The organism is Labrenzia sp. 5N (assembly GCF_012395805.1).
Lineage (GTDB): Bacteria > Pseudomonadota > Alphaproteobacteria > Rhizobiales > Stappiaceae > Roseibium > Roseibium algicola.
On sequence record NZ_JAAZTM010000017.1, the window covers coordinates 36,194 to 52,528 of the forward strand.

The 16,335-nt window shown below is 58.8% G+C and carries 13 protein-coding genes; 6 read left to right on the plus strand and 7 right to left on the minus strand.

Annotation, left to right across the window (positions count from 1 at the left end; translation table 11 throughout):
* Nucleotides 1-29: 29 nt before the first annotated feature.
* The 4 genes from HEP89_RS18735 to HEP89_RS18750 form a co-directional block, all read right to left on the minus strand.
* Nucleotides 30-1,856 (minus strand): adenylate/guanylate cyclase domain-containing protein, encoded by a 1,827-nt coding sequence (locus HEP89_RS18735; RefSeq protein ID WP_209014768.1) that lies wholly within the window; start codon nt 1,854-1,856, stop codon nt 30-32.
* Between the two features lie 116 nt (nt 1,857-1,972).
* Nucleotides 1,973-3,787, minus strand: coding sequence for an adenylate/guanylate cyclase domain-containing protein (locus HEP89_RS18740; protein ID WP_168692768.1), 1,815 nt, complete (start codon nt 3,785-3,787; stop codon nt 1,973-1,975).
* Between the two features lie 172 nt (nt 3,788-3,959).
* Nucleotides 3,960-5,498, minus strand: a complete 1,539-nt coding sequence (locus HEP89_RS18745) for a SulP family inorganic anion transporter (RefSeq protein ID WP_077293569.1) — start codon at nt 5,496-5,498, stop codon at nt 3,960-3,962.
* A 74-nt stretch (nt 5,499-5,572) separates the two neighbouring features.
* Nucleotides 5,573-5,977, minus strand: coding sequence for a hypothetical protein (locus HEP89_RS18750; RefSeq protein WP_168692769.1), 405 nt, complete (start codon nt 5,975-5,977; stop codon nt 5,573-5,575).
* Between HEP89_RS18750 and HEP89_RS18755 the strand changes: the two genes are divergently transcribed.
* From HEP89_RS18755 to HEP89_RS18765, 3 genes are all read left to right on the plus strand, one after another.
* The gene (locus HEP89_RS18755) at nt 5,970-6,638 is read left to right on the plus strand and encodes an ABC transporter substrate-binding protein (protein WP_209014769.1); all 669 of its coding nucleotides are present in this window, start codon (nt 5,970-5,972) and stop codon (nt 6,636-6,638) included. The genes HEP89_RS18750 and HEP89_RS18755 overlap by 8 nt on opposite strands.
* Nucleotides 6,639-6,875: 237 nt before the next feature.
* Nucleotides 6,876-7,619, plus strand: coding sequence for a hypothetical protein (locus HEP89_RS18760; RefSeq protein WP_062488422.1), 744 nt, complete (start codon nt 6,876-6,878; stop codon nt 7,617-7,619).
* A 47-nt stretch (nt 7,620-7,666) separates the two neighbouring features.
* Nucleotides 7,667-8,359 carry a transporter substrate-binding domain-containing protein gene (locus HEP89_RS18765; RefSeq protein WP_168692771.1) on the plus strand — a complete coding sequence of 231 codons (693 nt, stop codon included), beginning with the start codon at nt 7,667-7,669 and terminating at the stop codon, nt 8,357-8,359.
* Between the two features lie 23 nt (nt 8,360-8,382).
* Here the strand turns inward: HEP89_RS18765 and HEP89_RS18770 are convergent, their stop codons facing one another.
* On the minus strand, nt 8,383-10,167 hold the full coding sequence (locus tag HEP89_RS18770; RefSeq protein WP_023000950.1) for an SPFH domain-containing protein: 1,785 nt from the start codon (nt 10,165-10,167) through the stop codon (nt 8,383-8,385).
* A gap of 179 nt (nt 10,168-10,346) precedes the next feature.
* Here HEP89_RS18770 and HEP89_RS18775 point away from each other — a divergent pair, with 179 nt between their 5' ends.
* Both HEP89_RS18775 and HEP89_RS18780 read left to right on the plus strand, forming a co-directional pair.
* The gene (locus HEP89_RS18775) at nt 10,347-11,525 is read left to right on the plus strand and encodes an aminotransferase (RefSeq protein ID WP_168692772.1); all 1,179 of its coding nucleotides are present in this window, start codon (nt 10,347-10,349) and stop codon (nt 11,523-11,525) included.
* A gap of 35 nt (nt 11,526-11,560) precedes the next feature.
* On the plus strand, nt 11,561-12,589 hold the full coding sequence (locus HEP89_RS18780; protein ID WP_062488426.1) for an asparaginase: 1,029 nt from the start codon (nt 11,561-11,563) through the stop codon (nt 12,587-12,589).
* 115 nt (nt 12,590-12,704) lie between these two features.
* Here the strand turns inward: HEP89_RS18780 and HEP89_RS18785 are convergent, their stop codons facing one another.
* The gene (locus tag HEP89_RS18785; RefSeq protein WP_209014770.1) at nt 12,705-13,121 is read right to left on the minus strand and encodes a GNAT family N-acetyltransferase; all 417 of its coding nucleotides are present in this window, start codon (nt 13,119-13,121) and stop codon (nt 12,705-12,707) included.
* A gap of 45 nt (nt 13,122-13,166) precedes the next feature.
* Here HEP89_RS18785 and HEP89_RS18790 point away from each other — a divergent pair, with 45 nt between their 5' ends.
* Nucleotides 13,167-13,967 carry an arginine deiminase-related protein gene (locus tag HEP89_RS18790; RefSeq protein ID WP_023000954.1) on the plus strand — a complete coding sequence of 267 codons (801 nt, stop codon included), beginning with the start codon at nt 13,167-13,169 and terminating at the stop codon, nt 13,965-13,967.
* Between the two features lie 817 nt (nt 13,968-14,784).
* Here the strand turns inward: HEP89_RS18790 and HEP89_RS18795 are convergent.
* Nucleotides 14,785-16,155 (minus strand): TIGR03808 family TAT-translocated repetitive protein, encoded by a 1,371-nt coding sequence (locus HEP89_RS18795; RefSeq protein WP_031269278.1) that lies wholly within the window; start codon nt 16,153-16,155, stop codon nt 14,785-14,787.
* Nucleotides 16,156-16,335 lie beyond the last annotated feature (180 nt).

Genomic DNA, 16,335 nt, shown 5'->3' on the forward strand with positions numbered 1-16,335 from the left:
GCGCTGGCCGCTTCCTCCAGTGGCCAGCGTCAATCGATCAGCCGCACCACCTCCAGGGGCTCAACTCTGCCTTTTACCTGATGCTGGCCGATGGACCGGTACTCAACGGTGTTGCCAAGTCGCTTGGCGATCTCGCTGGAGACGAGAATCACCACATCGGAGCTGCCGTCGATCTCCTTGCCGAGGCTCTCCAGCCGGGAAGCGGCGTTCACCGTGTCGCCGATGACCGTGTAGTTGACCCGCTCCGGTGCACCGATGTCGCCGACCACGAGCGGGCCCATGTGAAGGCCGATGCGAATTCGCACAGGCGCTTCACCGCGGGCAACGCGTGCAATGTTGTCCGCCCGGATGGCACGGGCCATGCCGATTGCCGCACGGGCGGCAGGTTCTGCCGGATTTTCCAGCCGTTCCGGAGCACCCCAGAATGCCATGACACTGTCGCCGATGTATTTGTCGATGGTGCCACCTTCCTTTGTGATTTCGGCGCCGAGCAGGGAGAGGTGATGATTGACGAAGGCAGCGGTTTCGGTTGCCGTCATGCCTTCGGAGGCCGAGGTGAAGCCGGCAATGTCGGTGAACATAACCGCGACTTCACGTTCTTCCGGCGGCGCATATGCTCGGCCTTCACGCAGGAGTTTCCTGACCAGTGTTTTGGGGACGTACCGGCTGAAAGCGGTCAGGCCGCTGACCATGGAATTGAACCCGTTGGCCAGGTCGTCCAATTCGCGCACGAAGCTGCCTGGCAGGTGCTCGGCAGAGTCCAGTTCAAGATCCGCGACGGCCCTTGCCCCAAGCGCTGCCCGACGGATCGGCTGGCCGATGCGGTGGGCAAGAAAGCCGGCGCCGATCAGCGACAGTCCGAGAAGGGCGATGCCGATCAGTATCGCATCGCTCAATTGCTCAAGCGGCTGCTCAAGAACCTCCGCCGGAAAATGGGCGCCGATTGAAATCGGCAACCCTGTCGGGCCGAGATCCGGGCTTTGGAGGACGACAAACCGCTTGTTGCCAAGGGCGTCATAGCCGGCACGCATTTCGTGTCCCGGGCGTATCCCGTAGCCTGATGCATCGACTGTTTCGGTCGATTTGAGGGTTTGCAAAAAAGTGTCCGGGACGTTCTCGAGTTCAATCAGCGGGCTTGTCGGCGACAGAAGATTGAAGACCTCCGACAACGCAGGATGAGCAATCAGACCGTAGGTCTGCGGGTTGATCATGAACACCTGAACCAGGCCGGTGGAGATGTCGCTTGTGACTTCCGACAAGCGCTCCATGGACATGGCCATCAGGACGAGGCCTTCGTAATCACTGCCGTCAGGGCCGTCGGACAGGATCGGTTGAACGTGAGCGATATAGGTGTGCTGACGCTGAGGATAAAAGGCCGGGCCAGACCAGAAGGGGGCTGTCTTGTCCCTTGAAGACGAGATCAAACCCGCAAGGGCATGCGTTTCGTCAGTCTTCGGCACGAATTGCGGTACCAGAATTCCGTCAGCACGGCCCCGGTCGACCTGGATGAAATTGCCGTTCCTGTCGGCGACGATGACAAAGGAGACATGCTCCATGGCCGATAGCGCACCGAACATGTAGTCGGCGACTTCCTGAGGACGGCGCAACAGGATGCTGCCGGTGGAAAGCGCTGCCGCGGTAAAGGAGCTTGCTTCCTCGACGGCTTCTATCTGGGCGGAAAAGGCCTGCTCCAGGGAGTGCATGCCCGAGTTGATCAGTGAGCCACCCAGGTTGCGCACGACCTTTTCGGACGTGGCCGCCTGAACGATCAGGACAAGCGCTGCGGTGATGAAGACAAAACCACCGATGACCGTCGTGAGCGTCGGCGTGATGTGAAGGCGCCTGTTAAAGGGCAAGTGCTTGGCCTGCGTACTGAATTTCGACGCAATACCCATACCCTGATAACGTGGCGAGGCAAAGCGCGGGAGACCGGATGAAACCGTGAGGATTGCAATGGATGATCGGCTCGGAGCTAGCCACGCAGCCGAACGACCTCGACCGCTGCCGATTTACCCTTGACCTTGTGCAGTCCGATGGCCTCCTGCTCGATGCTGCTGTCGAGACGCTTGGCGATCTCGCTGGAGACGAGAATCACAACATCGGCGTCGCCGTCGATCTCCTTGCCGAGGCTCTCCAGCCGGGAAGCGGCGTTTACCGTGTCGCCTATGACCGTGTAGTTGACCCGCTCCGGTGCGCCGATGTCACCGACGACAAGCGGTCCCATGTGAAGGCCGATGCGAATACGCACAGGCGCTTCACCGCGGGCGACGCGTGCCGTGTTGTCCTCCCGGATGGCACGGGCCATGCCGATTGCCGCACGAGCGGCAGGTTCTGCCGGATTTTCCAGCCGTTCCGGAGCGCCCCAGAATGCCATGACACTGTCGCCGATGTATTTGTCGATGGTGCCGCCTTCCTTTGTGATCTCGGCGCCGAGCAGGGACAGGTGATGATTGACGAAGGCAGCGGTTTCGGTTGCCGTCATGCCTTCGGAGGCAGAGGTGAAGCCGGCGATGTCGGTAAACAGCACCGCAACCTCCCTTTCTTCCGGCGGGGCATCCGCCCGGCCTTCGCTCAGAAGTTTCCTGACAAGTGTGCCCGGAACGTAGCGATTGAAGGCTTTCAAGCCGCCTAACATGGCATTGAAGCCCTTGGACAGGTCGTCCAGTTCCCGGATGATGCTGGAAGGCAGTGGGGCTACGGTCGAAAGGTTCAGGTCCGCCACTTCTCTTGCCGCGACCGAAGCACGTTGCACCGGTCTTGCAATCCGTCTCGCCAGCAAAACCGCGCCAAGCAGGGACAGCACGAGCAGTCCGCCACCAACAAGTAGCGCCATCAGCAATTGTTTCAGCGGCTGGGAAAGGTACTCGGCAGGAAAGTGAACACCGATCCTGACCGGAAGCCCCAAAAGGTTTTCGTTCTTCTGTTCAAGGATCACGAACCGTTCGGCACCGTCAGGGGCAGTGCCGGAATAGACAGCCAGTTTCTCGGAAATGTCGAAGGACTCATTCTTGACCCTCGGCATGTCCTTGAAGCCAGCCAGAAAGGCATCGGGCAAACGATCGACATTCAGAAGAGGCATTTCTTCTGTCAGGTCATCGAAGGATTTGTGAAGGTCGGGATGGGCGACGATTTCGTCTGATCCCTCCTTCATGAGAAAGACGGTTATGTCGTCTGTCGAAACGTGCCAGGTGATTTCGGACATTCTGTCGAGCGACATGCCGATCATCAGGCTGCCACGGTAGGTCTTGCCCTCATGCAGCGGGCGCACAAAGACGTAATAGGTGTGCTCGCGGTTCGGCATGTAGAACGGCTCGCTCCAGAAAGCACCAGACTGCTTTTTCGCGCGTTCCGCCAGCGGAGCCAGGATCGGAATATCCTTCGCCAGATTGACGTTGCCGCCCATTAGCTTGCCGTCCGCATCGCCCCTGTCGACATCAACGCCTTCGCCATTTTCGTCTACCAGAACCAGAAAGGAGACCTGCTCCATCGGGGCGAGCGCGCCGTAAAGGTAAGACAGGATGAGATCGGGATCATCGACCGGCAGTTCCTTGCGCTCATAGGTCAGCCGGGTGAATTCGGCGGTTTCGGTGATGGCATGAAGCTGTTCAACAAACGCCGTTTCGGCCGCATCCATGCCGATATCGACCAATTCACCGCCCATTCTCCTGACGACTTCCGAAGAAGTGACGGCTTGGATGAAGAGGATCGCAGCCGCGGTCACCAGCACGAAGCTGCCGATGACGGAGGCAAGGGTCGGTGTGATGAAGAGTTTCCTGCGTGCTGGCACCGTGACGTCCCGATTGTGAACTGTGTTGTCGTAAGCCGATATCTCTTTCAAATTACGCCGCACGTAGCAATCGGGGAACAGCACAGGAAGCTTGAAACCTGTTTCAGATACAAAAAGACCCGCACGGCGAAACCGTGCGGGTCTTGTCTTATCGTCTCTGAAAAAGCTTGCGTCAGGTGGTCTTTTCTGCCCGGTCGAACGTGTGACCGTAGTCCACGGCAATCTCGTAATCCGGATCTTCAAGGACCGAGACTTCGACAAGGTCGCCAGCCTTGGCCAGCAGCTTCTTGCAGTCCGGCGACAGGTGGCGCAGGTGCAGACGCTTGCCAGCAGCGAGGTATTTCGAGGCGAGGGCGTCAATTGCTTCCAGGCCGGAATGATCGACCACGCGGCTGTCGATGAAGTCGACGACGACGTCCTCGGGATCGTTCAATGGATCGAAGAGGTCGGCAAAGCCGGTGGTGGAGCCGAAGAACAGCGGGCCGGTCAGACGATAGACCTTCCAGCCTTCCTTGCTGGTGCCGATACGGGCACGGATCCGGCTGGCTGCATTCCAGGCGTAAGCAAGCGCGGAAATGATCACACCGACGACAACAGCGACCGCGAGATCCGAATAAACGGTGACGCAGGTGACAATGACCATCACAAGCGCGTCGATCGGCGGGATCTTGTGCATGATCTTCAGGCTGGTCCACGCGAAGGTGCCGATGACCACCATGAACATTACGCCGACCAGGGCCGCGACCGGGATCCGTTCGATCAAGGGCGAGGCGATGACGATGAAGGACAGCAGGAAAAGAGCTGCGGCAATGCCGGAAATCCGGGTACGTGCACCGGATTTCACGTTGATCATGGACTGGCCGATCATGGCGCAGCCACCCATGCCACCGAAAAAGCCGGTCACGACGTTTGCCGTGCCCTGTGCAAGGCATTCCTTGGACGCGCCGCCCTTGGTGCCCGTCAGGTCAGCCACGAGGTTCAACGTCAGCAGGGATTCAATGAGGCCGATGGCTGCCAGGATCACGGCATAAGGCAGGATGATCTGCAATGTGTCGAGCGTCAGCGGCACCATGGGAATGTGGAAATCCGGCAGGCCGCCGGCGATCGAGGCGAGATCGCCAACCGAGCGGGTGTCGAGGTTGAAGCCGAGCACGAGCGCGGAGACAACCAGAATGCCTGCAAGCGGCGCAGGGAAAGACGATGTGATCTTGGGCAGGAACCAGATAACAGCCATGGTGAGCGCTATCAGGCCGAGCATCAGATACAGCTGGGAGCCTTCCATCCATGTCAGTCCGCCAGCGCCATCTGGAACCTTGAACTGGCCGAGCTGTGCAAGGAAGATCACGATCGCAAGGCCGTTGACAAAACCAAGCATGACCGGATGGGGCACCATACGGATGAATTTGCCCCACTTCAGCAAGCCCACCACGATCTGGATCAGGCCCATCAGCACGACGGTAGCGAAAAGGTATTCCACCCCGTGCTGGCTGACGAGCGAGACCATCACCACGGCCAGTGCGCCGGTCGCGCCGGAAATCATGCCGGGACGACCACCGATACAGGCCGTAATCAGACCGACAAAGAACGCCGCATAGAGACCTACCAGCGGATTTACGCCGGCAACAAAGGCAAAGGCCACGGCTTCGGGAACGAGCGCCAGGGCAACTGTAAGCCCGGCCAGAAGTTCGGTTTTGATGCGGGACGCATCCATTTTCAACGGTTGTTCAGGCGCAACGGCCTCCGCGCGTGCTGACACGGGCTGCTCCGGATATTTGGTGTGGTTTTTTAGGTCAGCGCCAATCCCTGCCCGGATTTCCACTTTTGACCTGGATCAAGTTGCCACCTTCTAATCGATTTTTTGCAACGCAGCAAGGCGGGCCAGGCAGGAGCAGCCATGCGTTGACCGGGGCTCTTCCTTGATAAAGGTTCGATGGTTGCCTGTTGAGCCAGTAAAACGCGTGTAAGACAGGAGTTTTCCGTTAAGGAAGAGGAATTAGTTCTTACTGGATACAATTTACGATGTTGCAATAATACGAGCGATAATATTTGATGAAATTGGGTAACAACTTTAATTCTCTGATTATTTGGGGTTGTTGTTGTGTCAATTTCTCGTATCTGTTGCGTTGCTTTTTCCTTTTTGCTTGCCGTGTCAGCAGGCGCCGCACGCGCGGACGAGATGATCATGGCCACCGATGACTGGCCGCCCTTCCGGATTTCGGAGGGAGATACCTTCATCGGGCTGGATCTGGACCTGATGGACGAAGTTGCCAGGCGCACAGAAGCCGAACTCCGGATTGCCAAACTGCCCTGGGGGCGGGCGCTCACCGAAATGCAAGGGGGCGGCGTCGATGTCATGACCGGGCTGGCTTTCCGTCCGGACCGGGCAGAATATATCGCCTATACCGATACGCCTTATTTCAGATGCACGACCGCCTTCTACACCATCAAGGGACAGGCCGACAAAATCCGGAGCTACGAAGACCTGGCGCCATACCAGGTCGGCTACGTGTTGCATTCGGCCTACTTCGAAAGGTTCGACAAGGACAGGTCTTTGGACAAGGTCGGCGTCGCGCAGGAGCAGATCCTGATCGACATGCTGATGAAGAGGCGTTTCGGTATCATGATCGGTACGGATTGCCAGGTGGATTACCTGATCAAACGCCAGGGGTTCGCCGACAAGATTGAAAAGGCGCCGTATAATCCGGGAAACTCGGTCGATCTGTATCTCGGTGTTTCCAAGAAATCGGGTTGGGCGGCAAAGCTCGATGAACTGAACCGTGTCATCAAGGAGCTTGTCGACGAAGGCTTCATCGACAAGATTGCAGAGGACTATTACGGCACGCACTCCTGACGTTGCCAAATCCTCTGATCCTTGAAGTCTTTTCCTGACTGGCAGAAGGAGAGACATGCAAGCGCACGTTATTGGTTATTCATAATAGATTGTACAACCGCATTGCAATCAGCTTGGAAAGTCTGCAAATTGTCCCGTAGGGTTATTGCTCTAGATACGGGACTGCGGAGGACGTGACCGCAGTCAAACGGCTTGTTTTGAACGAAATTGTCGTGCAGGCAGCTTAAGGAGGGCGGAATGCATCGGCTCATGTTTTGCGCCATGCTGAGCGTTCTTCTTCTGATGTCCAGCGCCCGGGCACAGGACGTTCTCAAGCTGTCCGGTTTTGAAGCCCCAAACCTGACCCCCGTTGCCGAGAGTATTCTAAGTCAGGCCTATGGGGAGTTGGGCATCCGCATCCAGAAGGTTATCACCAGCCCTCGCAGGGCACTGCTGGATTCAGCTTCCGGCAAGACCGACGGTGAACTGGTGCGGATCAGGACCATCGAAGCCGATCACAGCAGCCTGTTGCGTGTCGATGTTCCGATTATCCTGGCTCGAACCTTCGCCTATGCGAACAAGCCTCAGCTTCGCGGCAAGTCCTTCAAGCAGCTCCGGCATTTGCGGGTCGGCCATGTGGCGGGCGCACGGTTCGCCGCTGAACTGGCAGATGGGTTTGCAGAGGTATGGACCGCAGATACGCCCGAACAATTGTTCGAGATGCTCCAGCGAGACCGGATCGACCTTGTCATAGCCGGGGAGAGCACGGGGCGGCGCATTATCCGCGACCGCAAGCTGGTGGGTGTCTTCCCGTTGCGACCGTCTTTGCAGGAGGTCGCATTCTATCACTATCTGCATGAAAAACATGCGGATCTGGTGCCCAGGATCGAGGCCGTTCTGAAAAGAATGCTGGCGGTACCAGTGGGTGAGGAAACCGACGGTGTCGGTGAGACGACGCCGGAGAAAGATGGACACGTTCTGCACAAGACCGGCTTGAGCTGAAGGTTTTACGCGGGCTGCACGGCCGACGAGACGCTGCGAGGAACACTATGCGCACGAAGAGGCTCATCTGTCTGCTGGCCGGGTTCCTTCTGGCTACTGCCGCTTCCGCGGGCGAGAGAATTGTGCTGTCCGGGTTTGAGGCTCCCGGTTTGACCCCGGTGGCGGTCGGATATCTGCAAAAAGCCTATTCGAGCCTTGGGATCGAACTGGAGATTGTCGAAAACACGCCAAGCCGGGCACTGGTGGAATCCACCTCCGGCAAAACCGATGGCGAAGTGATCCGGATCGGCTCTGTGGGGGACCGTTATCCCACCCTCGTCAGGGTGGATGTGCCGCTGCTTTCTGTTGTGGCCTATGGCTACACCAACCGCGCAGACCTGAAGGACAAATCACTGGAGGATCTTAAATCCCTGCGGGCAGGGCATGTGCGCGGGGCTGTCTTTGGCGAAATGGCTGCCAGCGGGTTTGCAGAGGTCTGGTCGGCTGAAGAACCGGAGCAGCTGTTTCTCATGCTGAAACAGAAGCGGCTCGATCTGGTTTTCGTCCGCGAGTTGAGGGCGAAGGAGATGATAGAGAGGTTCGGTCTTGAGGATGCTTTTTCTCTCCCGTCCAGCCGCAAGGAATATGCCTTCTATCATTACCTTCACGAGCGGCACCGGGATCTGGTGCCTCGGGTGGAGGAGGCTTTGCGCGCCGTCCTGAGTGACGAGGACAAGGATACCGGGGATGGCCCGAGCTAGGCGGGCCAATCCGCTGATCCGGATTACTGCCCGCCGGATGTCCGGTTAGCTGCCGGTTGCTGGGCCTGTCCCAGGCTAGCACCGAGAAGGGCGGCCGCACCGGCAAAGCCGCTGTCTCCACCGACAACTGTATTGGGAACAAGCTTGCCGACGAGGCCGACCAGCTCCGGTTTGCGTTCCAGCGAGGTCAGCAGTTTCTCCAGCGCCTGCAGCAGAGCTACGCGGTCCTGGCCGAGAACGTCGACCTGCGCTCTCTGGCCTCGGGCAAGTTCCTCCAGATACTGGCGCTCGGCGCGGCCAAGGGCAGCGCGTTCCTGTTCGCGCTGATTGGCCACCTGCACAGCTATCTGGGCCTCCACGAGGCGGGGCTGTTCGTCCGCCGTGGAACGTGCCTGTTCCGTTTCGATGCGTTTTTGCTGCGCATCCGTTTCGCGTTCGTAGGCGGTGGATAGCTGATCGGCCAATTGCACGCGCAGGCGGGAAACCAGCAGTTCCGGCGGGATGGCCGGTTCGCCCAGACGGATCTCGCGAATGTCGACGCCGGCCTTGTTGCCTTCGATCTTGATCTGCTGCTCGATGGTCTGTTCCAGGGCATCGCGGTTTTCGATGAGATCGAGAACCTTTGTCGGGCGCACGGTGTAGGTCGCGGGCTGCACCGGCGTCCCGTCGGCATTCTTGTCCTGCACGCGGATCGAGGCACCGGCGACGTTCCTCACGATCGAACGGATGGCCGGTGTCAGGATGCGGTTTTCAATCTCCTCCAGTCCACCGACGGAGCCGACGACCACGGGAGCATTGTCAGGGTCGACCTGGACGAGGGCGCGCAGTTCCAGGGGAATGTCCCAGCCTTCCACCTTCACGTAGACCGCCCGGTCGGCAGCGTCGCTGGGGATCTGTTCCTGCACGGAGCGTTCGTTCTGCTGGATATTGCCCTGTTGATCGACCGAGAGATCGATGATGCGTTTTACGTAGCCGCCCTTGTATTCCCAGGTCTGGACGCGGGTATCGACCAGCGTCACTTCATAGGCCTGCCGGTTGAGGTAATAGGCCCCTGGGAAGAGCGGATCCTTCCAGATGCCGACGCAGCCCCTGGGTACCAGGGGAACGGTAAGCGCCTCGCGGGAAACAGAGGAGGCAGAGACTTCTTCCTCGATGCAATTGATGCCGGGCTGACTGACATTGGACTTGACCACACCCACATGCCCGGCGGGGATAATCGTCGCGTTGGTATTCTCATCGAGGCGAATGTCGAAGAGATACCGGTTCAGACGGTATTGCCCGGGTTTCAGCACCGTTTCCTGCGGTCCGCGCAAACCGCCCTTTGTCAGGAAGCTGTCGGCCTTCAGCATGTCGCCGACATCTGCATCTGCAATTGCCGGTGCCATGAACATGCCGGAGGGCATGGCGTCGCCGTCGAGTGCGGTCAACTGGCCATAATAGCCTTCGGGAATGGTGACGACGTCCCATTCCTCGAAATCGTAGAGCACCCGGACAAGCGGAATGAAATGAAAGCCGGGCCCGAGGATCTGGGCTTGCGGGCCTTTTTCGCCGTCCAGGGCAAGGATGCGGCCCTCAGGCAACTCCTCAAACGCATAGATCCTCTTCAGGTGACCAACACTGTTGGCGTCCACCAAGATGAAGGAAGAGGACAGGAGCATGAAGCCGCCTATCAGCACCAGAATGATGCCCATGAACCGGCTCGAAAAAATTTGAACCAGCCTGTGACCGCCGGCGGGAACTCCGGCTCGTCGAAGAATGATGCTGGCTCCCAGAAGGATCGCCACAATTCCAATAATAACGCCGAGCATCACGTTTCCTCCGCCAAGGTTCCGATGCGGAACCTATCTGACTGCGGGTGATGGACTGAGTCAACGACACTCATATGACACGTGGTGGTCGAACTGCGCCTGGGCCTCGTTCAAATGAAAAAGCTCGACGGCAAACGCGGGTAGGATTAGAACCGGCGAAAAGACGCTCGGGAGGAACCATGAAGCCGACCAATCCGGTCTTCACCGGCATTGCCACCACCGTGTTCGAGACCATGTCGCGCTTGGCTATGGCGCATGGGGCCGTGAACCTCGGACAAGGGTTTCCAGATGTCGACGGGCCGGTGGATATCCGGCAGGCGGCGGCTGATGCGATATTGCAGGGGCCGAACCAATATCCGCCCATGCTGGGAATACCGGACCTTCGCCAGGCTGTTGCCGAGGCCAATCGCCGTTTCTACGGTCTCGAGGTCGATCCGCAAACGGAAGTGATGGTGACTTCCGGTGCGACCGAGGCGTTGGCGGATTGCATTTTCGCGCTGGTATCCCCGGGTGACGAGGTCGTGCTGATCGAACCGCTCTACGATTGCTACCTGCCGCTGGTGAAGCAGGCCGGCGGCATTCCCGTGCGCGTCCGGGTGACCCCGCCCAACTGGTCGCTGGATGCTGAAGCTCTCAAGGCAGCCTTCTCCGACAAGACCAAGGCAGTTCTCATCAACAACCCGATGAACCCGACGGCCAAGGTGTTTTCAGACGAAGAGCTTGAGTTGGTCGCCTCTCTCTGCCGCCAGTATGATGCCTATGCGATCTGTGACGAAGTCTACGAGCACCTCGTCTTTGACGGTCACCGGCACACACCGCTGATGACGCTGGACGGCATGCGCGAGCGCACGGTGCGGATCGGCTCTGCGGGCAAGACCTTCTCGCTCACCGGGTGGAAGGTTGGCTATGTCACCGGGCCTGCCGCGCTGATGGACCCGATTGCCAAGGCGCACCAGTGGGTGACCTTCACGACACCGCCACATCTGCAAAAGGCTGTTGCCTATGGTCTGCGCAAGGACGACAGCTACTACGATGGCCTGTCGCAAGACCTTGCCGCAAAGCGCGACCGCATGGCGGCAGGCCTTGCCGCCCTCGGATTTTCCGTTCTGCCTTGCAATGCAACCTACTTCCTGACTTGCGGGTTCGAAGGGCTGGGGCTTGGACGGACCGACGTCGAGGCGTGTGAAACCCTGGTCACGGCCGCCGGTGTTGCGGCAGTTCCCGTGTCTGCCTTTTATGGATCGGACGCGCCCGAGGGCTACATTCGCTTCTGCTTCTGCAAGCAGGATGCCGTGATCGACGAAGCGCTCGCCCGTCTTTCCGTATTTTTGACTGCGGCCCGGGCCGAATCCGCTTAGCCTGATAGTGTGAAACCTTGGAAATGAGAAACTTCATGGACAATCCGGCTCTGGTCGACGTCACCCGCGGCACCGTGATCGAAAGCCTGCATCGGGGCAGCATTGCGATCGTCGATAGCGCCGGAAAGCTGGTTTTCGGTATCGGCAACGTGGAAGCCCGAGTGTTTCCGCGCTCCGCCATCAAGGCACTTCAGGCATTGCCCCTGGTTGAATCGGGAGCGGCGGAAGCGCTCGACTATTCAGATGCCGAACTGGCACTTGCCTGTGCGTCTCACAACGGCGAGGAAGTTCACGCCAATTCGGCAAGGGTCATGCTGATGAAGGCAGGCCTTGCCGAAGACAATCTCGAGTGCGGCCCGCAATGGCCCCAGCGCATGGAAGACGCAGCCAAACTTATCCTGGCTGATGAATCGCCCTGCGGCCTGCACAACAACTGCTCCGGCAAACATGCCGGTTTCCTTGGCCTGGCCAAGGTTATGGGTGTCGAGACACGCGGCTATGTAAACGCGGAACACCCTGTGCAACGTGAAGTTCGCAATGTGATGGAACAGATGACCGGCGACACTCTGTCCGAGGATGTCTGCGGAACAGACGGCTGTTCAATCCCGACCTACGCTTCACCTTTGCGCAGCTTCGCGCGCGCCTTTGCCGCCTTTGGAACTGGTGAGGGGCTGGAGCCGCTTCGGGCAGAGGCTGCCGAACGGCTGTTTGATGCGTGCATCAACGAACCTTACATGGTTGCCGGGACAGGCCGTTTTTGCACCAGGGTGATGGAAGCTTTCCGTGGCCGAGTGTTCGTCAAGACCGGAGCCGAAGGTGTCTTCTGTGCTTCCATTCCCGAGCTTGGTTTCGGTGTCGCGCTGAAATGCGACGACGGTGCAACCCGGGCGTCCGAAGTGATGATGGCAACCGTTCTGGAAGCGATGCTGGAGCTCAATGATGATGAGGCAGCTCTGCTTGACGGACTGGTGAACCCGCCGATCCTGACCCGGGTCGGTATCCAGGCCGGACACATCAAGCCGCGCGAAGAGTTCCTGACCGAGTTGAAAGCAGCGCTGCCTTAACAAGCCGGCGCACTCTCAGGCTTCACTCCTGGCTCTCACCTGTTTCCGTCTGGTTTCAGATGCCGCTTTTTCGGCTCTTGAGGCAGAGGCGTGTGACGAGCGCTTATGGACTGGATCAAAGGTCTTTTTTCATCAGCACCTCGTTGCCGTTTCTTTCCATTTCACTCCAACCAAGGTGTGCGTAAAGAGCAACGTTCTCAGGCATGGCGACATGGGTTGCCAGATGTATCTCGGTGGCTCCGCTCTCACTGGCGAGGTCCTCGATGGCTTCCATCAACAGACGCCCGATGCCCATTCCCCTGATATCCGGATCGACGGCTATGTTCATGAGATGAGCGTTTGGACCGTACAGACCCAGGATCGCGCAACCGACAATGCGGCCATCCGTTTCGGCGACGAAGACCTGGTTTTGCTCGATGTCTTCCTTCAGGCCGGAAGAGACGTCCGGCAGGTCCGGCAAGGTTGATTTTACCGGTGCATAGGCCCTGTCGATGCATGTTTTCAGGGCCGGGACGTCTTGCAATTTGGCCATGCGGATGGCTGGTTGAGCGCTTGGTTCTGTCACAGGAGTTGTCTCATGGCACATCGTCCCGATTTGTCTTTCCGTTTCACCCACGCGATCACGCGCACGCCCGCCGACAGCGTGGCCGACGGCATCCGTGCGGTGGACACGGGCAACCCGAGTGGCGAAAAATTCAGGGCAGAACATGAGCGTTATGTCTCTGCCTTGCAAGAAGCCGGCTTGACGGTTGACGTTCTGCCGCAGCTTGAGACCTACCCGGACAGTTGTTTTGTCGAGGATCCTGCCTTCTGCCTGCCTGAAGGCGCCATCCAGCTTCGGCCGGGCACGGCCAGCCGGGAAGGCGAAGGCGCGGAGATCCGTGCGGCGCTGGAAAGCCGGTTCGGCAAGGTTGTCGACCTGCCGGGGAACGGTCATGTCGACGGCGGCGATGTCCTGATGCTGGATGACGTCATCCTGATCGGCCTGTCCGCCCGCACCGACCGGGAGGGCGCCGATGCCTTTGCCGGATTGCTGGGCGAGTGGGGCTACAAGGCCGAAGTCTGCGAAACGCCGGATGGCGTGCTGCATTTCAAGACAGCCTGTTCCACCCTTGGCGACGGCGTCATCCTGGCGACCAAGGTCATGGCAGACAGCGGCTTTTTCGGTGACCGCGAAATCGTGGTCGTTCCGGAAGGGGAAGACTACGCCGCCAACGTCATCCGTGTGAATGATGTCGTGATGGTGCCGGAAGGCTACCCGAAGACATTGGCAGCCATCGAGGCGGCCGGTTTCACGACCGTCGTCCTGCCGACCCACGAAGCCCGCAAGGTCGATGGTGGCCTGTCATGCCTGTCGCTGCGGTTTGCGCTGGACTGATCTCTCTGGAGCTTTGCAGTTCTTAAACCTGTTCGTCTCGATCCTGGGAATGCGTGAAAGTGTGTTCTCGGGATGAGTTTGCCGAGAAGCATCAGGTTTTCGAACTCCTTGATCATGCCATGGCTCGCCATGGAAACCACGCCGTTCCGTTTCTGCTTGAACGGTCCTCGTTTGAGGCACTGTTACGGCATGGATTGCAGGGTCAAGCCCTGCAATGACGGGGATTGGGAAGTGGTCAGTCTTTTGGTTTGAGAAGCGTCTTGCGCTGGCTGGATCTTGTCCCTCGGCGTGTGCATCTCTCTCGTCATGCCATGGCTTGACCATGGCATCCACGCCGTTCCGTTTCCGCTTGAACGACCTTTGTTTGAGGCGCTGCCACGGCATGGATTGCAGGGTCAAGCCCTGCAATGACGGGGATTGGGAAGTGGTCAGTCTTTTGGTTTGAGAAGCGTCTTGCGCTGGCTGGATCTTGTCCCTCAGCGTGCGCATCTCTCTCGTCATGCCATGGCTTGACCATGGCATCCACGCCGTTCCGTTTCTGCTTGAACGACCTTTGTTTCAGGCACTGTTACGGCATGGATTGCAGGGTCAAGCCCTGCAATGACGGGGATTGGGAAGTGGTCAGTCTTTTGGTTTGAGAAGCGTCTTGCGCTGGCTGGATCTTGTCCCTCGGCGTGTGCATCTCTCTCGTCATGCCATGGCATGACCATGGCATCCATTCCGTTTCCGCTCGTAAGGTTTTAACCTGAGTTGTGGAGAGAGCGGTCTACAGGATGTCTCAGAGGATGAGCGCGTTTGTGCCGGGCGGTCGGGTTAGTCAGGCGGCTATCTGGTTGCCGTGAACGGTGAGATTGTCGAATTCCGAAACATTGTTCAGTTCACCGGTCGCTTTTTCGAGCCAGCGGTAGCCGTTGATCGCGCCCTGTTGCGAACCTTGAACGATGTTGTTGGTGATGACGGCAGCGCCCGCGCCATCAACCACGGTGACAGCAATGCCCGTGCCGCAGTCCCGAACAACGTTCTGGGAGGCTGCGATGTTGCGCATATAGGGGCCCCAGCCGAGCATCAGGCCGAATTTCGGTGCGCCCTCCACCACATTGCCGGTCAATGTCGTATCCGCTTCAACGGCGATGCCGATGCCGAAGCCGGCCACTTCCGGCGGGTAGGGGCCTTCCTTCTTGATGTTGCGGATCAGGTTGCCGGAGCAGACCGCCATACGGCCGCCATCCATGAAGTTGGCGATGGATATGCCGATCGTGCCACCATCAACGATATTGTTGGCAATGACTGCTCCCTGGAAACCGAACTCGGAATAGATCGCCGTTTCTCCGGAGCGCAGGCAGGAATTACCGATGATCTGGACGTTGGAACCTGCATTGGAGCGGATTGCGGAGAAGGCGCAATCCGCCACGCGGTTGTTGGACACCATGACGCCATGAGCGCGGAAAACATTGATGCCGTTGCCGAACTGACCGGTGCCGCCGTAGCGGGCGCCGATACGTTCCACCCGGTTGCCGGAAACGATGGTTCCGTCCTCGCCTTCGCGCCAGCGGTGCACCCAGATGCCGCCGTTGGCGCAGTCGGTTACCGTGTTGCCGGTGATGGCAAGGCCGTTGGCCTCGTTCGAACGCAGTCCCGCTTCCGCGGCACCGGAGATCCGACAATTTTCGACCCGGCCTGAACAGCGGTCCAGCAACAGTCCCATCTTGGAAGAACCGGTGATCTCGCAATTGTCCAGCGTGACGTTCTTGACGTTGATGAAATGCAGCAGTCCCTCGGTGAAATCGCCGATCGATCGATTGGCGCCATCGAAGGTAATCCCGGTCAGGCCGACATTGGCAACATCCTCGGCACGGATCAACTGACCGCCGCCGCCCTGGTAGACGAGCCGTGTTCTGCCGGGAACCCCGACAATCAATGTGCCAGAGGGAAGACGCAGATTGGCGACCGGATAGGTGCCGGCAGGCAGGAACAGCGCGCGGCCACGCTCAACGGCACGATTGACGGCATTCTGGAATTGAGCGGTCTGGTCATCTGCCGCGTTGGGTAGAAGACCAAGATCCTCTGAGTCGATAGAACCGCGCAGGTCTGCAACCTTCATCTGGGCCGTGGCGACTGTCCCGGAAAGACACAATGCTGTCCCGGCAAGAAACGCGCGTCGGTTCAGTTTTGAAAGATTACGTGTCATCGATCCGGCCAATTGCTTTCCGACGTCCCGGATTGGGATGCGCCTCAAGTGTCTGTGGCTGAAATGGCAAGAGCCGTGCCGGATTGGCATTTTCGAGACCGCACGCTGTAACCGGCGGAAAAAAAGAGACCGGCCAGGCAGATGGCCTGGCTGGTCAGGTAACCGGTCTACAGGGGCAGA